Genomic DNA, 22,034 nt, shown 5'->3' with positions numbered 1-22,034 from the left:
TCCAGTTTTCTATTCAGGAAAAAGGCACGCCGACGAGGCCTGCACAAGGCGCGCATAATAGGTTTTAGGCGCCGGTTGTCAATCCATTTTGGACAATTTTCTTATTCCAGCTCGGCAATGAAGTCGAGAATTTCCTCGGTGACCATTTCCGGCGCTTCATGGGTCACCCAATGGGTCACGCCAGAGAGCAGTTTGACGGTGACTTTATCGATGAATTTCTCGATGCCTTTCAGGTTATCCTTCACCAGCGCATGGTCCGCATCCCCCCAGAGGATAAGCGTCGGCACATGCACCTTGAACTTGTCCGGGTCCAGCCCGGACCCCCTGCCCTTCGTTTCCTCCGTCGCCGGGACAAGCGGTGAGGCGCGGTAATAGTTCAGCATGGCGGTCATCGCCCCCGGCTGGGTCCACGCCGTGCGATAGGCATTCATGTCGTCCTCGGTCATCTGGCCGTTTTCAACATGTTTGCTGAAGGTCCAGTCCAGCAACCAGTTTCCGTTGTCCTTGAGCATCTTTTTCTCGACACCGGGAGTCTGGAAATAGGCCATATACTGGCTCTGCCGGATCTGCTCCTCGTTGTTGTTGAGCAGTTCGGCGAAGATATAGGGATGCGGGCCGTTCATGATAATCAGCCCTTTGACCCGATCGGGATGCGCCATGGCAACCGCATAGGCGATGGCGGCGCCCCAGTCATGGGCAACAAGATAGAATGTCTCTTTCCCAAGATGGTCAGCAAGGCCGATCACGTCACCGATCAGGTGGTTGATCCGGTAGGACTTCACCCCCTCCGGCTTGTCGGAGAGATTATAGCCGCGCATGTCCGGTGCAACCGCGTGGTATTCCTCCCCAAGCTTGGGAAGCTGGTCTTTCCAGCAGTACCAGAATTCCGGAAAGCCATGCAGCAGCAGGATCAGTTCCTCGTGCTGCGCGCCACTTTCCGCGTAATGGAGAGTGATCTCGCCGACTTTTGCCCGTTTATGACCTATCGTCGTCATTGTTGCTGTCCTTCACCTTCATGGTCAGGCCCTTGATGATTCCCTGAAAGGCCCGCACATCCGATTCCATCAGCCCGAGCCGCTGGAACATGTTGCGCATATTCTGAAGGATAACATGTTTTCGTTGCATGATTGGGTCAAAATAACCCCGGGCATCCAGTTCCCGCTCGATCCGATCGAAAAGATAGGAAAGCTCTGCCTTGTTGGCCGGGCGCTCCTCGTTATGGACCTGTACGGGCGGGGTATTGTCGGCGGCCTGAAACCATTCATAACCGACCAGCAGCACCGCCTGCGCGAGGTTGATGGAGGAAAAATCTGGATTAAGCGGCACAGAAATGATGTCGTCGGCAAGCGTGACATCCTCCCGCGAGAGCCCGACACTCTCCTTGCCGAACAGAATGCCGGTCCGTGATCCGGCGACAGTATGGGCGCGCAGTTCTGCCGCCGCCGCCCGGGGTGTAGCGATTTTCTTGATCACGTCGCGGGTGCGCGCCGTGGTCGCATAGACATGGTTGAGGTCGGCAATGGCCTCGGCCGTACTCGCAAACACCCGTGTGTTCTCCAGCACGATATCCGCGCGCGACGCCATGGCAACAGCCCGGTCATTGGGCCAGCCATCGCGGGGGCTCACAAGGCGGAGGTCGGTCAGGCCAAAGTTGAGCATGGCCCGCGCCGCCGCGCCAATATTCTCCCCCAATTGCGGTTCAACAAGGATAATGGCGGGCGTGGAACCGTCAGACATTGGCCGCTTGTTTCCCGGCGGCCGGTGCGCCCGACCGGTAAAGCTTGTAGGTGATGCTGTCGATCAGCGCCGCGAAGGACGCATCGACGATATTCGGTGATACGCCGACCGTGAACCAGCGTTTGTTGCTCTTGTCGGTGCTTTCGATCAGGACCCGCGTCACCGCCTCGGTTCCCGAGGTGAGGATGCGCACCTTAAAGTCCACAAGGCGGAGATCATCGATATAGTCGGAATATTTTCCCAGATCCTTGCGCAGCGCAGAATCAAGTGCGTTGACCGGGCCGTTCCCCTCGCCGACGGACATATAGCGTTCCCCGTCGATCATCAGCTTCACCACCGCATCAGAAACGGAGAGCAGCTCGCCCTTGGCGTTATGGCGCCGTTCCACCTGCACCCGGAAGCTTTCCACGTCGAAATATTTTGGTACCTGCCCGAGGCGACGGCGGGCCATCAACTCAAAGCTGGCAAGCGCGCCATCATAGGAGAAGCCATCGAACTCGCGCTGCTTCACTTCTTCCAGCAAGCGGTCGACCTTCGGGTCTTTCGGATCGATGTTGAGGCCGAAATCGCGCAACTGGGCGAGGATGTTGGAACGGCCGGCCTGATCGGAGACCAGCAGATGCCGCTTGTTCCCGACGAGAGACGGTTCCACATGCTCATAGGTTTTGGGGTCCTTCTCCACCGCGGAGACATGCAGCCCGCCCTTATGAGCAAAAGCGGACGACCCGACATAGGCCTGGTGCCGGTTGGGGGAACGGTTGAGGATATCGTCGAGAAGCCGGGACACGGTGGTGATATTTTTCAGCCCCTTTTCCGTGATGCCCGTGTCGACCATGGACTTGAACGGCTCCTTCAGCACCAACGACGGGATGAGGGAGATGATATTTGCGTTGCCGCAACGCTCCCCAAGGCCGTTTAGCGTGCCCTGCACCTGCCGCACGCCTGCTTTCACCGCCATCAGGGTGTTGGCGACCGCATTTTCCGTGTCGTTATGGGTATGGATGCCAAGATGGCTGCCGGGAATATGCTCCGTCACTTCGGTGACAATGCGCTCCACCTCGTCCGGAAGCGTGCCGCCGTTGGTATCGCAGAGCACCATCCAGCGAGCACCCGCGCCATAGGCCGCCTTCAGGCAGCTAAGCGCGAAGTCCGGGTTGGCCTTGTAGCCATCGAAGAAATGCTCTGCATCATACATGGCCTCCCGTCCCTGTCGGACGATCTCGGCGATGCTATCGGCGATCAACTCAAGATTTTCCTCGAGGCTGATGCCAAGGGCGACATCGACATGGAAATCCCAGGCCTTGCCGACGATACAAACGGCGGGCGTCTTGGCATCGAGAATGGCGCTGAGGCCCGGATCATTTGAAACACTGCGCCCCGGCCGCCGGGTCATGCCAAAGGCGGTAAAGGTGGCCCTTTCAAGTTTCGGCGGATTCGCGAAAAAGGCGGTGTCCCCTGGGTTGGCACCGGGCCAGCCCCCTTCCACATAGTCAATCCCGAGACCATCGAGCGCCATGGCAATATTCGTCTTGTCTTCGACACTGAAATCCACACCCTGCGTCTGCGCGCCGTCGCGCAGCGTTGTGTCAAAAAGATAAAGTCTTTCCCGTTCCATTACGCTCTCTTCCATGTGGTGCCGTTGGGTCCGTCCTCCAGAACGACCTTCTTCTTCGCAAGGTCATCGCGTATCGCGTCCGCCTTGGCAAAATCTTTTTCTTTCTTGGCCTCAATCCGCGCGGTTATCGCCTGTTCGATTTCCTGTTCCGAGATATCGCCGCTGTCCGCTTTACGGAACCAGTCTTCCGGAGACTGTTGTAATAGACCCAAAAGACGTCCCGAGCCAAGCAATTGTCCCTTGATGCGGGCTTTCTCGGCTTCCTCGGTCGCCTTGTTCGCCTCCCCGGCGAGGGCATAAAGCTCGGTCAGGGCCTGCGGCGTGTTGAGGTCATCCTCAAGCGCGGCAATCACCCCGGCGGCTGGTTCAATCGGTCCTGTCTCGACATTCTCAAGGTTTTGAAGGGCGGTGTAAAGCCGGTCGAGGCTGGCTTTGGCCCGCGCCACCCCTTCTGCCGTCCAGTCGAGCGGCTGGCGATACTGCGCGGAGAGCATGTTCAAGCGAAGCGCCTCCCCCGGTGCATCGGCCAACAGTTCCCGCACGGTGCGGAAATTGCCAAGGGATTTAGACATCTTGTCGCCCTCGACCGTGAGGAAGCCGTTATGCACCCAATAACGGGCGAAAGGGGCGCCATCATGGGCGCAGCAGCTTTGCGCCACCTCATTTTCGTGATGCGGGAAGATCAGGTCGCGTCCGCCGCCATGAATATCGAAAGTGATGCCGAGCGTTGCCTCGCTCATGACGGAGCATTCGATATGCCAGCCGGGTCGCCCGCGCCCGAACGGGCTGTCCCATCCCGGCATGTCATCCGTGGAGGGTTTCCAGAGCACAAAATCGGCCGGGTCTTTCTTGTAGGGCGCGACTTCCACCCGTGCGCCAGCGATCATATCATCGCGGTTCCGGCCTGACAGCTTGCCGTAATCGGCCATGCTGGTCACATCGAAAAGCACATGGCCCTCCGCCTCATATGCGTGGCCCTTCTTGATCAGTTTTTCGATCATCCGGATCATGCCGTCGATATGCTCCGTCGCGCGCGGCTCGATATCCGGTGGCAGCGCATTCAGCGCCGCCATATCCGCATGGTAGGCCTCGGTCGTGCGGCGGGTGAGATCGTCGATCGTTTCACCGTTCTGTTCCGCCGCGGCGATGATCTTGTCTTCCACATCGGTGATATTGCGGACGTAGGTGAGCTTGTAGCCCTCATGCCGGAGCAGACGCGCCAGCACATCAAAGATGACGACCGGGCGCGCATTGCCGATATGGGCGAAGTCATAGACCGTCGGCCCGCAGACATACATGCCCACTTCCCCCTCTTTCAAGGGAACAAATTCTTCCTTTTTTCGATGGGCCGTATTGTAGAGCTGCAACGTCACTTTTCTTCCTCAAACTCAGTCAGGGCGTCCCGAAAGGCGGGCCAGTATATTTTCCCGCCCGATCAGGGGCAACAGATTGTTCATTTCGGGGCCATGGGGCCGACCGGTGAGCGCAAGGCGCAGCGGCATGAATAGGGATTTTCCCTTCGCACCCGTCTTCTCCTTGACCGCGGTCGTCCAGGCTTTCCAGCTGTCCGCGGTGATTTCCCCTTCCGGCAGCAGGTCTGCCGCATATTTGAGGAAATCCGCATCCTCCACCACCGGGGTCATCGGTCCGGTAACCACCTGCCACCAGTCCTTTGCATCCGTCAATGTGGTGAGGTTTCCGCGAATGGCGAGCCAGAAAGCCTCATCCGCGCCGTCAAGGGCGATGCGGTCCTTCACCTCGGTCCAGTCCAGCTCATGGAGGAGCTTGGCGTTCAGGTTGGAAAGTTCCGCCGGATCGAATTTCGCGGCCGCACGGCTGAAATGGGTAATGTCGAACCCGGCGACAATATCCGCGAGGGTGTGACGGATTTCAACGTTGTCGGAGGTGCCGAGACGGGCCAGCAGGCAGTTAAGCGCCATGGCCTCGATCCCGTTCTCGCGCATTTCACGCAGGCTCTGGCTCCCTTCCCGTTTGGAGAGCGGCTCCCCGCCCGGCCCCGTCAGCAACGGGATATGGCCGAAGGTCGGCACAGCAGCGCCCAAAGCCTCGAATATCTGGATATGGAGCGCCGTATTACTCACATGATCCTCCCCGCGGATCACATGGGTGATGGCGAAGTCTATATCGTCAACAACGGACGGCATATGATAAAGCGGTCGACCGTCCGAACGGATCAGCACCGGATCGGACATGCTGGCGCCATCGACCTCAACGGGTCCGCGCACCATATCCTCCCAGCGGATGACCACCTGATCGAGCTTGAACCGCCAATGGGGTTTCCGTCCCTCCGCCTCGAATTTCGCCTTGTCTTCCTCTGTCAGGTCAAGGGCGGCGCGGTCATAGATCGGCGGCAATTTGCGGGCGAGTTGGCGTTTGCGTTTGTAATCCAGTTCCTCGCCCGTCTCATAGCAGGGATACAGCCGCCCAGCAGCCTTCAGCGTCTCAAACGCGGCCGTATAGGCGGCACTCCGGTCCGATTGTTTCTTGAGCTCCGACCAGTCGAGGCCAAGCCAGAGGAGATCCTCCTGAATGGCCTCGGCATATTCCGCGGTTGAGCGTTCCTCATCCGTATCATCGAGGCGCAGGACCATCTCTCCACCCGTTTTCCTGGCGGACAGCCAGTTGATCAGGGCGAGCCGGGCATTCCCGACATGGAGATATCCCGTCGGGCTGGGCGCAAAGCGGAATTTAGTGGTCATCTCTTGTCCCTGAAGGCGTTGGTGATCGGATAGCGGCGGTCGCGACCGAAACTACGGGTGGATATCTTGACGCCGGGCGGTGCCTGGCGGCGTTTATACTCGGCGATATAGAGCAGGTTCTGGATGCGGGCGATGGTATGGGAATCGAACCCGGCCTCGACCAGTTCCGCGAAGGATTTCTCCTCCTCCACCAGACCATACAGAATGCCGTCGAGGATGTCATAGGGCGGCAGGCTGTCCTCGTCCTTCTGGTCCTCGCGTAGTTCCGCCGTCGGCGGCTTGGTAATCACATTCTGTGGCATCACCGGGCCGGGCGCTCCCTTGAAGAGCGGCGAGAAATGTTTGTTTCGCCATTCCGACAGACGGAAGCAGGTAGTCTTGTAGACATCCTTCAGCACCGAGTAACCGCCGCACATATCGCCGTAAAGCGTGGCGTACCCAACGGACATCTCCGATTTGTTGCCGGTTGTGAGGACCATATGCCCGAGCTTGTTGGAAAGCGCCATCAGGGTCACGCCCCGAATTCGGGACTGGATATTCTCTTCGGTGATATCCGGCTCCAGCCCGGCAAAGGGTTCCTGCAGCATGACATCGAAGGCATCAACGGCGGGCGCAATTGAAATGCTGTCGAGCTTGACATTCAGGAGGCGTGCACATTCCGCCGCATCATCGAGGCTCTCCGTCGAGGTGTATTTTGACGGCATCATGACGCAGTGAACCCGCTCCGCCCCCAGGGCATCCACGGCAACGGCTGCACTCAAGGCGCTATCAATCCCGCCCGACAGACCGAGCACGACACCGGGAAAGCGGTTCTTTTCCACATAATCCTTCAAGCCCAGAACCATCGCGTGATAGATCTGCGCCAGCTCGTCCTCGGGCTCGATGATTTCGTTAGTCTCGCATTTCCAGCTGCCGTCTGGCTGGCGGTGCCAGTCGGTAAGAACGAGGCTCTCCTTCCAGCCCGGCATCTGGACCGGCAGTGACCGGTCGGCGTTCATCACGAAGGACGCGCCGTCGAAAACCAGCTCATCCTGCCCGCCGACCTGGTTTAGGTAAACCAGCGGCAGGCCTGTCTCGGTCACGCGCTGCACCGCATGGTTGAGCCGTTCATCTGATTTCATGTGATCATAGGGGCTGCCGTTCGGGACGATCAGCATCTCCGCCCCCGTCTCGGCCAGGCACTCGGCGACATCGGTAAACCACATATCCTCGCAGATCATCACGCCGAGGCGGACCCCCTTGAACGGGATCGGACCGGGAAGCGGCCCAGCCTCGAAAATACGGATTTCGTCAAAAACGCCATAGTTGGGCAGCTTGTTCTTGAACCGGCGGGCGGATATCTTTCCCTCTTCGAGCAGGCAAACAGCGTTATAGAGTTTGCCGTCTTCGACCATCGGCGCGCTCATCAGCATCGCCGGACCGCCGTCAAGGGTGAGTTCCGCCAGATCCTCCATCGCCTTTTGCACGGTGCGCTGAAAGGCCGGTTTCTTGACCAGGTCTTCCGGTGGATATCCGGTCAGGAACAATTCAGGATACACAACAATATCCGCGCCGAAGGCTTCCGCCTCCTCACGAAAGGCCCGGGCGAGCATGACATTCCCGTCGATATTTCCAAGCGTCGGGTTGGCCTGCGCCAGAGCAATTTTCAAATGATCAGTCATGACGGATTTCTAACCCGCCTTGACGCGCGCAGCAATCGCTAGATCGCGTTTTCCAGCGAAAAGCAGCTAAAAAATTGTAATTCAGGGATTATTTGAGCCGAAGGCTGGGCCGTCATCCATGATTTCCGTCTGCTCAGCGACCTCTTCATCCTCCGCTTCACTATAGGCGGGCGGCTCGTCATTGATCCATTCCTCGGTTTCGGGATTGAGCGTGGCAACCGCGGCACCGGCCCGGACCGGCATGGCGACAAAGGTACCCTGATCTTCCATCGGCATGGCCCGGTTAATCTGCATCCGGTAAATCGCGAAGAGCCCGATGGCTATATGGGCGGCGGCAATCCAGCCGAAGAACACCTCGCTGCCGACAAGGGACATGAACTGACCGACAATCAGCGGACCGAAAATCGCGCCGACACCATTGACAAACATCAGGCCGCTGCTGGCGGCGACCATCTTGTCCGGTTCCAGATAGTCATTCGTATAGGCTATACAGAGGGAATAAAGGGGAACGGAAAAGCCACCGAACAACCCGACAGCCCCAAGGAAAAGCAGGAAGTTCCCGGTCTCCCCCGCATAGAGCGCCAGCAAGGCTGCGCCGCCGCTCAACATGGTGGTGATCATCAGAACCATGCGTCGGTCGAACTTGTCGGAAAACCGTCCGACAGGCCATTGCAGGAGAACACCGCCCATGATGGACACGCTGATAAAGCTGGAAATTTGCGCCACTGACAAGCCGATATTGTCGCCATACACCGCCGCCATGCCGTAAAAGGCGCCGCCGATAACGCCTTGGGCGCACATGCCAACAACCCCAAGAGGGGAAATCTTGTAGAGTTCCTTCAGCTTGAGCCGGGAGCTGGCCATGAAGTTCGGCGCCGGGTTCGCGGTCAGCGCCATCGGGATTAGCGCCAGGGACACCAGAACAGAGACAAAGATAAAGAGCGAATAGCCGCCTGGGTCCGCCACATTCAGGAAGATCTGGCCGACCGCCATCCCGCCCATCATGATGATCATATAGACGGAAAGGAGCTGTCCCCGTGTCTCGTTCGTTGCGGCGTCGTTGAGCCAGCTTTCACAGACGATATAGAGCCCCGCGAAGGCGAAGCCGGTAACAAGGCGCATCATTCCCCAGACAATAGGGTCAACAAACACCACATAGATCAGCGCGGCGGAGGATGCGAGGGACGCCAGGGCGGCGAACACGCGGACATGGCCAACATTGGCCAGGATCTTGGGCGTGATGACCGATCCGAACAGGAAGCCGAGGTAGTAGGCGGACATGACAAAACCGGTAACCGCCGCGGGAAATCCTTCCAACGACGCACGGATACCGACGAGGCTGAGTTGCAGACCGTTTCCGATCATCAGCAGGCCTAATCCAAACAGGAGCGGCCAGGAATTTATTACAGCAGCGTACATGGCCAACCATTCAGAAAAAGAGGCGTGTTTTCATCCGCATTTGAGGTCAAACGCGGCCCCCCGCTAATCAAAAAGCGACAGTTCCTGTTCCAGATTACAAGTTCAGGATTTTTCTTTCTTGAGCAGGAATTCCCGCCCGACCTTGACGCCCGGAACGCCGTCATAGGCGATGATATCGGCGGTCGCATAGGTCTCCGGCCAGATTTCCGGCAGGAAAGACCCTGTCCCGACCACGTCAATCGGTGCCTTCAGATTTCCCATGATCCGGCATTTCTCAACTGAGAAACCAGAGGATGCGACAATCTTGACCTTTTCGAACCCGGCGTCATCAAGTTTTTCACGCATAAAATATATCGCGGCTGCCGAAACCCCCGTCCCGACCAGCCATTTCAGTTCCTGTTCCGACCGGTACTGCCGGATGCCGCGGGGCATGTGCCGTTCCAGCACCGCATAGGATGTCGCAGGATCAAGCCCCTCGATAAAGCGGCCGCCATGGGTGTCCATCCGCACGGACATTTTTCCCGCGGCAACCAGCTCCGGAAAACGGGCGCAGGCTTCCAGTGCGTCGGTCACTTCCTTGCCGAAATAATCGACAAGAACAGTAAGCGGGTCATCGGGAAAGCTCTCGTGAAACATTTCGGCTGCGCGCAGGGTGCTGCCCGCATAGCCGATCAGGGCATGCGGCATCGTGCCGAGGCCCTTTTCATTTCCGAAATAGTGGGCAGTTGAATTATTCGCGTTGCCGATAAAGCCGACAGCGCCCAGTTCCTTCTGCGCGGCGCGGCTGCCGACCGAGGCCGCATACGCCATCATATCGGCCATCTCGCTCCCGGCACAGTGACGGGCATCCATGGCGAGAAATTTTGCCTCGGGCAGGTGCGAGCACATGGTGAAGGCGTTATAGGCGGCGACGCAGGCCGAGCCGAGCTTCTGGAGATAGAGGGTTTCCAGGTCAACGAGATCATGAAAACTGCCGGTGATATAGACCAGTGGTTCACCGGCGCCGACCCAGTCCCCTTCCTCGAAACAGGGCTCAATCTTGAAGCTGCGGCCGCGCATTTTCGCGATATTGTCCAGCCAGTCGAGCATGATCTGCGGGCAGAAGATAACCGGTCGCCGCATAAACACTGCATAAGTCACGGTTTTGTCGCCAAATTGCCCGATGACGCGCTTGGTCTTGTTGAAATACTGGTCTGTATGGTCGGCGATGGCGGTATCCACCGCCTCCGACTTGGCTACTGGCGTCTGACTGGTCATATCCGTTGAAGATTACGAGGCGGCTGCGATTGCCGTCCCGTTGCCCCTTTCCTTCTTGATCATTTCGGAAATCAGGAACGCTAATTCCAGCGCCTGGTTGGCGTTGAGGCGTGGATCACAGGCGGTATGATACCGATCGCTCAATCCTTCCTCGGTTACCTCAAAGGCGCCGCCGATACATTCGGTGACATTCTGGCCGGTCATCTCGAAATGAACGCCGCCGGCATAGGTGCCCTCGGCCTGATGCACGTCGAAGAACTGACGCACTTCCGTCAGGATGCGATCGACCGGGCGGGTCTTGTAGCCGGTGGAGGACTTGATCGTATTGCCATGCATGGGATCGCAGGACCAGACGACCGTCCGCCCTTCCCGCTCGACCCTGCGGATCAGCTCCGGCAGGTGTTTCTCGACATTGTCCGCGCCGAAACGGCAGATAACCGTCATCCGTCCCGCCTCATTCTTCGGGTTCAGTTCATCAATCAGGCGAAGCAAACCGTCTGCGGATTGCGTCGGGCCGGCCTTGACACCAATCGGGTTGCCGACACCGCGCAGGAATTCCACATGCGCTTCATCCGGATCGCGGGTGCGATCACCGATCCACAGCATATGGGCGGAAGTGTCGTAATAGTCGCCCGATGTACTGTCGACGCGGGTCAATGACTGCTCATAAGGGAGCAATAATGCCTCATGCGAGGTGTAGAAGTCGGTCCGTCCCATTTCCGGGGTATTGACCGAGGTCACGCCGCAGGCTTCCATGAAGGCAAGCGCGTCATGAATGCGATCGGCCATTTCGCGGTACCGTTCGCCTTGATCACCGCTGGCGACAAATCCCATGTTCCAGCTATGGACCTGATGCAGGTCCGCATAGCCGCCTTGCGCGAAGGCGCGCAGCAGGTTGAGGGTCGAGGCCGCCTGGGAATAGGCCTTCAGCATCCGCGCAGGATCAGGAACGCGGGAGGCTTCATCAAATTCAAAGCCATTGATGATATCCCCGCGATAGCTTGGCAGCTCGACGCCGCCCACGGTTTCCGTATCGGAAGAACGCGGCTTGGCGAACTGGCCGGCAAGACGGCCGACCTTCACGATTGGGCAGTTTGCCCCGAAGGTCAGGACAACCGCCATCTGCAGCAGCACCTTGAAGGTGTCGCGAATGGTATTCGGGTGGAATTCAGCGAAGCTTTCGGCGCAGTCGCCGCCCTGAAGGAGGAAAGCCCGGCCGTTGGCCACTTCTGCCAGCTTTTTCTTAAGGCTTCTTGCCTCACCTGCAAATACGAGCGGTGGAAAGGATTTCAGTTCATTTTCCACAGCTTCCAGGGCCTGGATGTCCGGATAGGTCGGCAGCTGGCGTACAGGTTTTTGTCTCCAGCTTTCAGGGGTCCAGGTTTTAGACATCGCACTATTCCTTAAATCTCATTCGCTCAAAGAGCTATTATCTACAGCCTTTTATGGTTTTCGCAATGGATAACAGGCCTTTTTTCGACATTTCCGTCAAAAAACCGGGCCTGTTTTCCCCTTTTCCGTCAAATTAGGTCAACCTCACGCGGCGACAAATTTCTCCCGCATGGTGACGATTTCCTCGGCAAGAGACGGATGAACGCCAACGGTCGAGTCAAATTGTGTCTTCGTCGCCTTGCATTTGAGCGCGATGCCAACGGCCTGGATAATTTCCGCGGCATCCCCGCCGACAATATGCGCGCCGACCACGATATCACTTTCCGCATCGACGATCAGCTTGACGAACGCCTTCTCCGTACCACCGGTCAGCGTCTGCTTCATCGGGCGGAATTCGGATTTATAGATATCAACCTCGCCATATCTTTCCCGCGCCTCCGCCTCAGTCAGGCCGACGGTGCCGACCTGTGGCTGGGAAAAGACGGCGGAGGGGACATTTTCGTGATCCATCGCGCGCGGACGGCCGCCGAAAACCGTCTCGGCGAAGGCCATGCCTTCATGGATGGCGACCGGGGTCAGCGCGATCCGGTCGGTGACGTCGCCAACGGCGTAGATATTGTCCACCGTGGTCTGCGAATCCGGTGTGACTTTTACCGCACCGTTCTCTTTCAGCTCGACCCCGATGTCTTCAAGGCCGAGTCCCTCTGTGTTGGGGCGGCGACCGGTGGCATACATGATGGCGTCGGTTTCCAGCACATCGCCATCCTCCAGCGTGACCTTCAGACCGCTGTCAGTTTTCTCGATCTTTGCCGGGTTTGAATGGGTGCGCAGGTCGATGCCCTTTTTCTGGATCTCGTCGGCGAGGAACTTCTGCACATCCGCATCGAAGCCGCGCAGAATCTGCGTGCTGCGGTAAAGCTGCGTTACCTCGGCGCCAAGGCCGTTGAAAATGCCGGCAAACTCGACCGCGATATAGCCGCCGCCGACAACAATCACCCGTTTCGGGAATTCCTCAAGATGAAACGCCTCATTGGAGGAGATGGCGTGTTCAATCCCCGGAATATCCGGCATGACCGGCGCGCCGCCCGTGGCAATCAGGATATATTTCGCCGTAATCTCCTTATCGCCGACACGTACCGTATTGCGGTCAACGAGTGTTGCGCGGCCCTGATACAACTCGACTTTATTGTTATCGAGGATCGTATGATAGATACGGTTGAGCCGGTCGATTTCCTTGTCCTTGTTGGCGATCAGCGTCTTCCATGAATGGGTCGGCTTGCCAACGGTCCAGCCATAGGCGGCGGCGTCCTCGAAATCCTCCGAGTAATGGCTCGCATAGACCAGCAGCTTTTTCGGCACGCAGCCACGGATAACACAGGTGCCGCCAACGCGAAACTCCTCGGCAATCGCCACCTTGGCGCCGAGGCTGGAGGAAATGCGCGAGGCGCGGACACCACCGGAGCCGGCCCCGATGACAAAAAGGTCGTAATCGAATTCCACTTTATTCTTCCTATAATCGGATGCCGTTCCGGCATCGGGTTAGCGCGGCCCCAGAGTAGGTATCGGCGATCAGCTGTTGATGCCGCCGATACACATGTATTTAATCTCCAGATAATCATCAATGCCGTATTTTGAACCCTCTCGCCCAATTCCGGACTGTTTAACACCGCCAAAGGGTGCAACTTCCGTCGAGATGATGCCCGTATTGATGCCGACGATGCCATATTCGAGCGCTTCGCTCACCCGCCAGATCCGGCCGATATCACGGGCGCAGAGATAGGCGGCAAGACCGAATTCCGTATCATTCGCCATGGCGATGACGTCGGCCTCCTCCTTGAAGGTGAAAATCGGCGCCATGGGCCCAAAGGTTTCTTCCTTCGCGACCTTCATTTCCTGTGTCACGCCGGTCAGGATGGTCGGTTCAAAGAAGGTGTGGCCAAGGGGATGCCGATGGCCGCCAAGGGCCAGCGTCGCGCCTTTCTCCAGCGCATCCTTGATATGATCTTCAACCTTCTTGACGGCGGCTTCGGTAATCAGCGGCCCCTGCATGACGCCGTCCTCCAGGCCATTGCCGACTTTCAGGTCCTTCACCCGTTCTGTCAGCCTGGCAACGAACGCGTCCTGGATGCTTTCCTGCACATAAATGCGGTTGGCGCAGACACAGGTCTGTCCGGCGTTGCGGTATTTGCTGGCAATCGCGGCCTCGACCGCCTCCTCGAGATTCGCGTCATCAAAGACGATAAAGGGAGCATTCCCGCCGAGTTCCATGGAGGTTTTCTTGACTGTACCCGCGCATTGCTCCATCAGCAGCTTGCCGACCGCGGTAGAGCCGGTGAACGTCAGCTTGGCCACAATGGGGTTGGATGTCATCTCCTTGCCGATATCGGCCGCCTCTCCCGTGACGACGCCGAGAATGCCGGCAGGAATTCCCGCCCGTTCCGCCAGGACCGCCATGGCGAAGGCGGAAAAAGGTGTAAGCTCCGCGGGCTTGATCACCATCGGGCATCCGGCCGCAAGAGCCGGAGCGGCCTTGCGCGTGATCATGGCGATGGGGAAATTCCAAGGGGTGATCGCGACGGTCACGCCGATCGGCTGTTTAATCACGACAATGCGCTTGTCGCTTTGATGCTCCGGGATTGTGTCGCCATAGATGCGCTTGCCTTCCTCGGCGAACCATTCGATGAAGGACGCGGCGTAAGCCACCTCCCCTTTCGCTTCGGCCAGCGGCTTGCCCATCTCGACCGTCATGATTTTCGCGAGGTCGTCTGTGTTCTCCAGCATCAGGTCATACCATTTACGCAGGATGGTGGCTCGTTCTTTCGCGGTTTTTCCGGCCCAGCCGGGCATGGCGGCTTTCGCCGCCTCGATCGCGCAGCGCGTTTCGGCGGCCCCCATGCTCGGCACGGTCCCGATCACCTCCCCGGTCGCCGGGTTGGTCACATCGATTTTACCGCCGCCATCTGCATCGCACCATTTTCCGGCCACAAGTCCCTGCATCCGTAACAGGTCTGGATCTTTCAGGTTTAGCGGATTGGTGTTTTTGTCCAGCATGGTGAACTCCTTGCATTCAGTTATTGGGGTCGCCCGGCCTCCGGCGCCATGTTTGAGCCCGGAGTTTATGCCACAATATCTAATAGTCAATCGGCGATCCTCAACCGTTTCCTGATTTTGCTGAGGAGTTGGTTGAAAATTATGCCGTGGCACCGTAATCTGCGAGTGAGTATATCATATTGTGGAGAGTGTCCTGTGGCCAGTGGATCGAAAAAAGTTATCTATGCGGCATTAATTGGAAATTCTCTGATCGCAGTCTGTAAGTTTGTTGCAGCCACCTTTACTGGCAGTTCCGCAATGCTGAGCGAGGGGGTTCACTCCCTTGTCGATACCGGCAACCAGGTCCTGATGCTACATGGACTCAGGCGCGCGAAGAAACAGCCCGACGAAATGCATCCTTTTGGGTACGGGATGGAACTCTACTTCTGGGCCTTTGTGGTCGCCATCCTGATCTTTGCGCTCGGTTCGGGCATTTCCCTTTATGAAGGGATCAAGCATATCCGCAATCCTGAGGTTATCACTGACCCGACCTGGAACTATGTCGTATTGGGACTTGCGATAATTTTCGAGGGCTGGGCCTGGTCCGTTGCCTATCTTGAATTTAAGAAAATCAAAGGAAAGCGCGGCCTTTGGGAGGAGGTTCGTCGCAGCAAGGACCCCACCATCTTCACCATACTGTTCGAGGATACGGCCGCCATGTTGGGGCTCGTTACGGCCCTGATTGGTATCTTCCTCGCCCAGTATCTCGGCATACCCGAATTGGACGGCGTCGCGTCTGTGGTGATTGCAGCCATTCTCGCTGGCGTGGCGATCCTTCTCTCCATCGAGTGCAAGGGCCTGCTGATCGGCGAAAGCGCCGGTACGGCGGTGACCGAGGGGATCCGGGCCTTGTTGCAGGATAACGGCCGGATCGTCAGCGTCAATGAACTGCTGACCATGCATCTGGGGCCAACGGATATTCTGGTGAATGTCAGTCTTGATTTTGCCGATAATCTGTCCTCCTCCGATGTGGAGGAAATGATCAGCGACATGGAAATACGTATCAAGGCGCAATATCCCAATGTCAAACGCGTCTTTATCGAGGCACAAAGCTTCCTTTCCCATAATCGCGCCACATCAGAATAATAATAATAAGGATAAAAATATGGTGAAAGAGAAAGCCATTGAGGTAGAACCACGATCAGACAATGTTAAAAAAGTTATTCGCCTGGACGCGACCTCCGTGGATGAATTTAAGTCACCAACAATCCGCAATCTTTATCAGTGGTGGGAAAGCTACACCCCCCAATTGCCGACACGGGATGATTTCGATATTTCCCGCCATTGGGAAATAGCGCCGTCGCTCTACCTGATTGAAGCAATCGCGCCCGGTCAGTATCTGTTCCGGCTAAATGGGGAGAATGTGGTGAATATTTTCGGATCTTCCTTCCGTGGCCAGGAAATTTCCCTCACCAGTGAGCTTCCAGAGCTGCGCCGTTTGGCAGGCTACCTTGATACCCTGGTGGAAGAGAAAAAGCCGGGCCGCTGCACCGGCGTTGTCGAAATTATGGAAGTCAAGGTTGCCTGCTTTGAAACTGTTGATCTTCCGCTTTTGCGCGAAGATGGCAGCGTTGGCCATTTGCTCGGGTCGATTTCCCTGGTGGATTGAGCCCAGCTTGCGCCCGTCACACGGTGGCCGAACCGGCGCATAAAGCGGTGTAATTTCCCCCAAAAGGAGGGAAACCCGCCTGAATTACTGAAATTGGGCTTGATTTTGGCTCTACAAGGTTTCAGAATTATTGAATATAGTAATATAGTGAACGAGTTAGAGAAGGGTTATGGGAGGCCGCTATATCGTTCAGGGATACCTGACCATGTCTGCGGTGGCGTGAATTGACGGCCTAATTGGAAATAAGAGACAACTGAACAATGTCCTCCGCCTTGCGGGTAAACGCCTGGTCGTTTGCCGTAAGCCGGACCAGATTACAGGAGTTGATATGTTCCTATTATCGCAAATACTCAAACGCCTGGTCCGGCAAGGCCAACTCACGGTTCATGATGCGGACGGCAAGGAACATTTTTACAAGGGATCCAAGCCCGGTCCGAAGCTTAAAATCCGGATTCATTCAAAAAAAGCGGCCCGCAAGATCGCGATCTATCCCAAGCTGTTCCTGGGCGAAGCCTATATGGAAGGCGATCTCACGCTGGAGGAAGGAAGCATTTATGACCTTCTTGACCTCTTTACGCGAAATATTGGTTGGGGATCTCGCAATCTGCTGGTCAATTTCGGCGATTTCGCCTATCGATTTTACTGGTTTTTCAACCAGTTCAACCCCAAGAGCCGGTCACTTAAAAATGTCGCCCATCACTATGATTTGAGTGATGAATTCTATGGCCTGTTTCTCGATGAGAACCGGCAGTATTCCTGCGCCTATTTCAAGTCACCGGACGATAGCCTTGAACAGGCGCAATTGCAGAAAATGGCGCATATCGCGGCCAAGCTCGCCCTGAAGCCAGGCCAGAAAGTGCTCGATATCGGGTGTGGCTGGGGCGGAATGGCGCGGTTTCTGGCCGAGAATGCCGATGTGGCCGTGACAGGCGTAACCCTTTCCAAAAACCAGTTGGCCTATGCGCAGGAAAAGGCGAAACAGACCGGGCTGGCCGCGAAGGTCGACTATCGCCTCACCGACTACCGGGATGTGGCGGATAAGTTCAACCGCATTGTCTCCGTCGGCATGTTCGAGCATGTGGGCGTCCCCTATTACGGGGAATATTTCCGCAAGGTAAAATCGATCCTGACCGACGATGGTGTCGCACTGATCCATACCATCGGGACTGCCGACCGTCCCTCGCCGACGAACGCCTGGATCCAGAAGTATATCTTCCCCGGCGGCTATATCCCGCCGCTCTCACAGGTCATGCCAGCCATCGAGAAAGCCGGGCTCTATGTCACGGATATCGAGATCCTTCGGCTTCACTATGCGGAAACCCTGCGGGCCTGGCGGACGCGCTTTCATGAAAAGATCGATACCGTGCGGGAAATCTATGATGACCGCTTCTGCCGGATGTGGGACTTTTACCTCTCGGCGAGTGAGGTGTCCTTCCGCAACAGCGGGCTGGTTGTCTTCCAGATCCAGCTCGCCAAGCGCCTGGACGATTTGCCCTTGACCCGTGATTATATCACCGAGATCGAGGAAAAGGAGCTCGGCGCCGCCCGCGTCGCGGCGGAGTAATCCTTACTCCACCGTCACCGATTTTGCGAGATTGCGGGGCTGGTCGACGTCGGTGCCCTTCAGTACGGCGACGTGATAGGCCAAGATCTGCACCGGTATCGCATAGAGGATCGGGGCAACGAACGGGTCCACCGTCGGTAGTTCAATCGAGCCCAGGGCCCTGTCGCCAAGCTGCTTGATCCCCGCCGCATCTGAGAGGAAGATCACCCGCGCATTCCGCGCCATCACTTCCTGCATATTGGACGCGGTTTTCTCAAAATAGGGATCACTCGGCGCGACGACGATCACCGGCACCATCTCGTCAATCAGGGCGATGGGGCCATGCTTGAGTTCCCCCGCCGCATAGCCTTCCGCATGGATGTAGGAAATTTCCTTCAGTTTCAACGCGCCTTCAAGGGCAATCGGATAGCCCGTGCCGCGCCCGATATAGAGCACGTCCCGCGCCTCGAAAATGGCCTCGGCAAGCGCCTTGATATTCTCATCACTATCGAGGATTTCAGCAGCCCGCGCCGGCACCTCGGACAGCGCCGCACAGAGCCGGGCTTCCTCCTCATGGTTGATCACACCCCGCTTGACCCCGGCATCAATGGCGATACAGGCAAGCGTAACCAGCTGGCAAGTAAAGGCCTTGGTGGACGCCACGCCGATTTCAGGCCCGGCCTGGGTATGGAATACGAAATCTGATTCCCGGCCCATGGAGCTTTCCTCCACATTCACGATAGAGGCGATATGCTGGCCATTTGCCTTCGCATATTTAAGCGCCGCGAGAGTATCGGCTGTCTCTCCCGACTGGGAGATAAAGAGCGCGAGCCCGCCTTTCTTGAGTGGCATCTGGCGATAGCGGAACTCGGAGGCGATATCAACCTCGACATTGAGATCGGCAATCCCTTCGAACCAGTATTTCGCAATCATCCCCGCATAGAAAGAGGTGCCGCAGGCAACGATGGTGACTTTTGGTAGCTCGTTCCAGTCAAACGGCAGGTCAGGCAGCGTGATGGTCCGGCTCTTGGGGTTGAAGAAGCTGTTCAACGTCTCCCCCATTACCGCCGGCTGCTCGGCGATTTCCTTCATCATGAAATGACGGTGGTTGCCCTTGCCGATCATCGCGCCGGAGAGCTGTGTCTGCTTGATCGGTCGTTCGACCTGCTTGCCATCCTTGTCATAGAAGGTTGCGCCGTCGCGGGTGAGTACGGCCCAGTCGTCTTCCTCCAGATAGGAAATCCGCACGGTGAGCGGCGCAAGCGCGAGGGCGTCGGACCCCAGGAACATTTCGCCGTCACCCCAGCCAACGGCAAGCGGGGCGCCGCGCCGGGCGCCGATCATCAGGTTGTCATGTCCCTTGAAGATAACCGCGAGGGAGAATGCTCCGTGCAGATGCTTGAGCGCCCCGGCCATGGCCTCTTCCGGAGTCTTGCCTTCGTCAATAAAGCTGGTGATCAGCTGCGCCGCGATTTCCGTATCGGTCTCGGATTCGAACTCATAGCCTTTCGCCGTCAGGTCGTCGGCCAGTTCGCGATAATTCTCGATAATACCGTTATGGACGAGCGCGATCTGCTTGGTCATATGCGGATGGGCGTTGACCTCATTCGGCACGCCATGGGTCGCCCAGCGGGTGTGGCCAATTCCCGCAAGTCCCTTCAGGCCATTGCCTTTCAGTACCTCTTCCAGATTTACAAGCTTGCCCTCGGCCCGGCGACGATCGATGCCGCCCTCGGTCAGGGTTGCGATCCCGGCGCTGTCATAGCCCCGATATTCGAGACGCTTTAGTCCGCCAATCAGTGACGGCACCACATCCTTCTTGCCGAGAACGCCGATAATTCCACACATATTTCGCTTACCTTATAATAAAATCAAAGTACTGGGGTTATTTCCTGACTTTTTTCTTCAAGTCACGAAACCGCTTTGCCCAGCCCGCCTTCTGCTTTTCTTCCGCCCGCTCGATCCCGAGGGCGTCGGCTGCCACATCTTTCGAGATGGTGCTTCCCGCGCCGACGATGGCGCCATCGCCGACCTTTACCGGCGCAACCAGGGCGGTGTTGGAGCCGATAAAGGCCCCCGCCCCGATGTCCGTCTTGAACTTGTCATAGCCGTCATAGTTGCAGGTGATGGTGCCGGCGCCGATATTGGCCTCCGCGCCGATGCGCGCATCACCGATATAGGAGAGATGGCTTACTTTCGCGCCCGTCTCGATTTGCGATTTCTTCACCTCGACGAAATTGCCGATCTTCACATCACCGGCAATCTCCGCGCCGGGCCGAAGCCGTGCAAACGGGCCAATTTGGGATTTCTCGCCAATGGTTGTCCCTTCGAGGTGACTATAGGCCTTGATGCGGACATTGTCGCCGACAGTGACGCCGGGGCCGAAGAAAACGCCGGGCTCGATCACTACATCCCGTCCCAATTTCGTATCATGGCTGAACCAGACGGTCTCCGGATCAATCAGGGTTGCCCCCGCGGTCATGGCCGCCGCGCGCCAGCGGCTTTGTGCGATTGCTTCCGCCTCGGCAAGCTGGGCACGGTTGTTGACCCCGAGAAGCTCGTCCTCCGCGCCCTTTACATAGGCGCAAGTGAGGCCCCGCTTGATCGCGATCTCGACAATATCGGTTAGGTAATATTCCCCTTTGGCGTTCTTGTTGTCGACCGCCTTGATGAGATCGGCCAAGTGCGCAGCATCGATGGCCATCACCCCGGAATTACACAGCCCAACGGCGCGTTCCTCCGCATTTGCGTCGGCAAATTCAACAATGGCGGTGAGATTCCCGTTCGCATCCGTGACCAGCCGGCCATATTCCAGCGGATCGTCCGGTTCGAATCCGAGCACGACCACGGCACATTTTGCACTCTCGCGCCGCTTCGCGATCATTTTCCGGAGGGTTTCCGCCTCAATCAGTGGAGTATCGCCATAAAGGATCAGGACGTCGCCTGAAAAACCGGCGAGACTGTCCAGGGCTGCCGCCACCGCATGCCCGGTGCCGAGCGCCTCCTGCTGGATGGCAATTTCCGCGGGCGCAACTTCTTTTTGCACCGTTTCCATGTTCGGTGACGTGACCACCACGACTTTCGCAGGATCAAGCGCGCCCACCGTTCCCAGCAGGTGGGAGATCATCGGGCGTCCGCCCACCTCATGCATGACCTTCGGCTTGGCCGATTTCATGCGGGTTCCGGCTCCGGCGGCGAGGACAACGGCGGCAATGGCTGACATATTCTTTACTCGTTTTTCAGTAAACTTGACTATACTTTGGCTTAAATAACACCTAATCCTACAGGATAAACAAATAAAAAAATGTTACCGGATTTTACATAGATGCAGGATATCTCAATAATTTTCGACCTCGACGGCACTTTAGTGGATACCGCGCCGGATCTTCATGGCGCCCTCAATCATTCCCTGAGACGTGCCGGGCGGGACACAATCGACCTCGAACATGTCCGCCATATGGTTGGACGCGGTGCGCGCGTGCTGCTGGAACGAGGCCTGGAAGCCACCGGTGGATTGCCGGAAAGCGAGCGATTTGAGGCGCTTATGGAAGACTTCTTTGACTATTATCAGGCGCATCTAAGCGACCAGAGCCGCCCTTTTGACGGCGTGATCGAGGCACTGGAGACCTTCCGGGACGCGGGCGTGGTGATGGCCGTATGTACCAACAAGCCGATGCGCTTTACAAAAGACCTGCTGATTGATCTCAATCTCACCCAGTATTTCACGGCGACTACCGGCGGCGATAGTTTCCGGGTACGCAAACCCGATGCCGGTCATATTACCGGGACACTGGAAGCGATGGGGCATAACGGTGGGCGGGCCTTTATGATCGGTGACAGTATTTCCGATATCGATGGCGCCCATAACGCGGGCCTCCCCTGTATCGCGGTCAGCTATGGCTACACGGAGACGCCGGTGCAGGAACTTGGCCCCGATTACATCATCGATCACTTTAACGAGCTGGTACCGCTGATAAAATCGCTGTAAGGA

17 protein-coding genes are annotated in these 22,034 nt (G+C 57.3%); 4 read left to right on the top strand and 13 right to left on the bottom strand.

The window, feature by feature from the left end:
* Positions 1-101: 101 nt before the first annotated feature.
* The 11 genes from J0X12_RS14510 to gabD form a co-directional block, all read right to left on the bottom strand.
* Entirely contained in the window at positions 102-995 is an 894-nt protein-coding gene (locus J0X12_RS14510) for an alpha/beta fold hydrolase (RefSeq protein ID WP_207047080.1), read from the bottom strand.
* Positions 976-1,737 carry an RNA methyltransferase gene (locus J0X12_RS14505; protein WP_207047078.1) on the bottom strand — a complete coding sequence of 254 codons (762 nt, stop codon included), beginning with the start codon at positions 1,735-1,737 and terminating at the stop codon, positions 976-978. The genes J0X12_RS14510 and J0X12_RS14505 overlap by 20 nt, the downstream gene beginning before the upstream one ends.
* Positions 1,730-3,352 carry a citramalate synthase gene (cimA, locus tag J0X12_RS14500; protein WP_207047076.1) on the bottom strand — a complete coding sequence of 541 codons (1,623 nt, stop codon included), beginning with the start codon at positions 3,350-3,352 and terminating at the stop codon, positions 1,730-1,732. The genes J0X12_RS14505 and cimA overlap by 8 nt, the downstream gene beginning before the upstream one ends.
* Positions 3,352-4,725, bottom strand: coding sequence for a cysteine--tRNA ligase (cysS, locus tag J0X12_RS14495; protein WP_207047075.1), 1,374 nt, complete (start codon positions 4,723-4,725; stop codon positions 3,352-3,354). The genes cimA and cysS overlap by 1 nt, the downstream gene beginning before the upstream one ends.
* A 15-nt stretch (positions 4,726-4,740) precedes the next feature.
* On the bottom strand, positions 4,741-6,072 hold the full coding sequence (gene gltX, locus J0X12_RS14490) for a glutamate--tRNA ligase (protein WP_207047073.1): 1,332 nt from the start codon (positions 6,070-6,072) through the stop codon (positions 4,741-4,743).
* Complete coding sequence (locus J0X12_RS14485; protein ID WP_207047071.1) at positions 6,069-7,733, bottom strand: NAD+ synthase; 1,665 nt, start codon at positions 7,731-7,733, stop codon at positions 6,069-6,071. Before J0X12_RS14485 ends, gltX begins: the two co-directional genes overlap by 4 nt.
* Positions 7,734-7,814: 81 nt before the next feature.
* A complete protein-coding gene (locus tag J0X12_RS14480) occupies positions 7,815-9,098 on the bottom strand; it encodes an MFS transporter (RefSeq protein ID WP_207047069.1) in 1,284 nt (427 codons plus the stop codon).
* A gap of 156 nt (positions 9,099-9,254) precedes the next feature.
* The gene (locus J0X12_RS14475) at positions 9,255-10,409 is read right to left on the bottom strand and encodes a nicotinate phosphoribosyltransferase (RefSeq protein ID WP_207047067.1); all 1,155 of its coding nucleotides are present in this window, start codon (positions 10,407-10,409) and stop codon (positions 9,255-9,257) included.
* A gap of 12 nt (positions 10,410-10,421) precedes the next feature.
* Positions 10,422-11,801 (bottom strand): class II 3-deoxy-7-phosphoheptulonate synthase, encoded by a 1,380-nt coding sequence (locus J0X12_RS14470; protein WP_207047065.1) that lies wholly within the window; start codon positions 11,799-11,801, stop codon positions 10,422-10,424.
* A gap of 144 nt (positions 11,802-11,945) precedes the next feature.
* Entirely contained in the window at positions 11,946-13,301 is a 1,356-nt protein-coding gene (gor, locus tag J0X12_RS14465; protein WP_207047063.1) for a glutathione-disulfide reductase, read from the bottom strand.
* A 69-nt stretch (positions 13,302-13,370) separates the two neighbouring features.
* On the bottom strand, positions 13,371-14,852 hold the full coding sequence (gene gabD, locus J0X12_RS14460; protein WP_207047061.1) for an NADP-dependent succinate-semialdehyde dehydrogenase: 1,482 nt from the start codon (positions 14,850-14,852) through the stop codon (positions 13,371-13,373).
* A 195-nt stretch (positions 14,853-15,047) separates the two neighbouring features.
* Between gabD and J0X12_RS14455 the strand changes: the two genes are divergently transcribed.
* The 3 genes from J0X12_RS14455 (at position 15,048) to J0X12_RS14445 (ending at position 18,064) form a co-directional block, all read left to right on the top strand.
* Complete coding sequence (locus J0X12_RS14455; protein ID WP_207047059.1) at positions 15,048-15,977, top strand: cation diffusion facilitator family transporter; 930 nt, start codon at positions 15,048-15,050, stop codon at positions 15,975-15,977.
* Between the two features lie 19 nt (positions 15,978-15,996).
* Complete coding sequence (locus tag J0X12_RS14450; RefSeq protein WP_207047057.1) at positions 15,997-16,500, top strand: PAS domain-containing protein; 504 nt, start codon at positions 15,997-15,999, stop codon at positions 16,498-16,500.
* Between the two features lie 328 nt (positions 16,501-16,828).
* Positions 16,829-18,064, top strand: coding sequence for an SAM-dependent methyltransferase (locus tag J0X12_RS14445; RefSeq protein ID WP_207047055.1), 1,236 nt, complete (start codon positions 16,829-16,831; stop codon positions 18,062-18,064).
* Positions 18,065-18,067: 3 nt separating this feature from the next.
* Here J0X12_RS14445 and glmS read toward each other — a convergent pair whose 3' ends face one another.
* Positions 18,068-19,891, bottom strand: coding sequence for a glutamine--fructose-6-phosphate transaminase (isomerizing) (gene glmS, locus J0X12_RS14440; RefSeq protein WP_207047053.1), 1,824 nt, complete (start codon positions 19,889-19,891; stop codon positions 18,068-18,070).
* 37 nt (positions 19,892-19,928) lie between these two features.
* On the bottom strand, positions 19,929-21,266 hold the full coding sequence (gene glmU, locus J0X12_RS14435) for a bifunctional UDP-N-acetylglucosamine diphosphorylase/glucosamine-1-phosphate N-acetyltransferase GlmU (RefSeq protein WP_207047051.1): 1,338 nt from the start codon (positions 21,264-21,266) through the stop codon (positions 19,929-19,931).
* A 102-nt stretch (positions 21,267-21,368) separates the two neighbouring features.
* Between glmU and J0X12_RS14430 the strand changes: the two genes are divergently transcribed.
* Complete coding sequence (locus J0X12_RS14430; RefSeq protein WP_207047048.1) at positions 21,369-22,031, top strand: HAD family hydrolase; 663 nt, start codon at positions 21,369-21,371, stop codon at positions 22,029-22,031.
* Positions 22,032-22,034 lie beyond the last annotated feature (3 nt).

Origin of the sequence: Sneathiella sedimenti, from assembly GCF_017313765.1 — a bacterium.
GTDB lineage: Bacteria > Pseudomonadota > Alphaproteobacteria > Sneathiellales > Sneathiellaceae > Sneathiella > Sneathiella sedimenti.
This window is presented reverse-complemented; position numbering and strand designations above follow the sequence as displayed.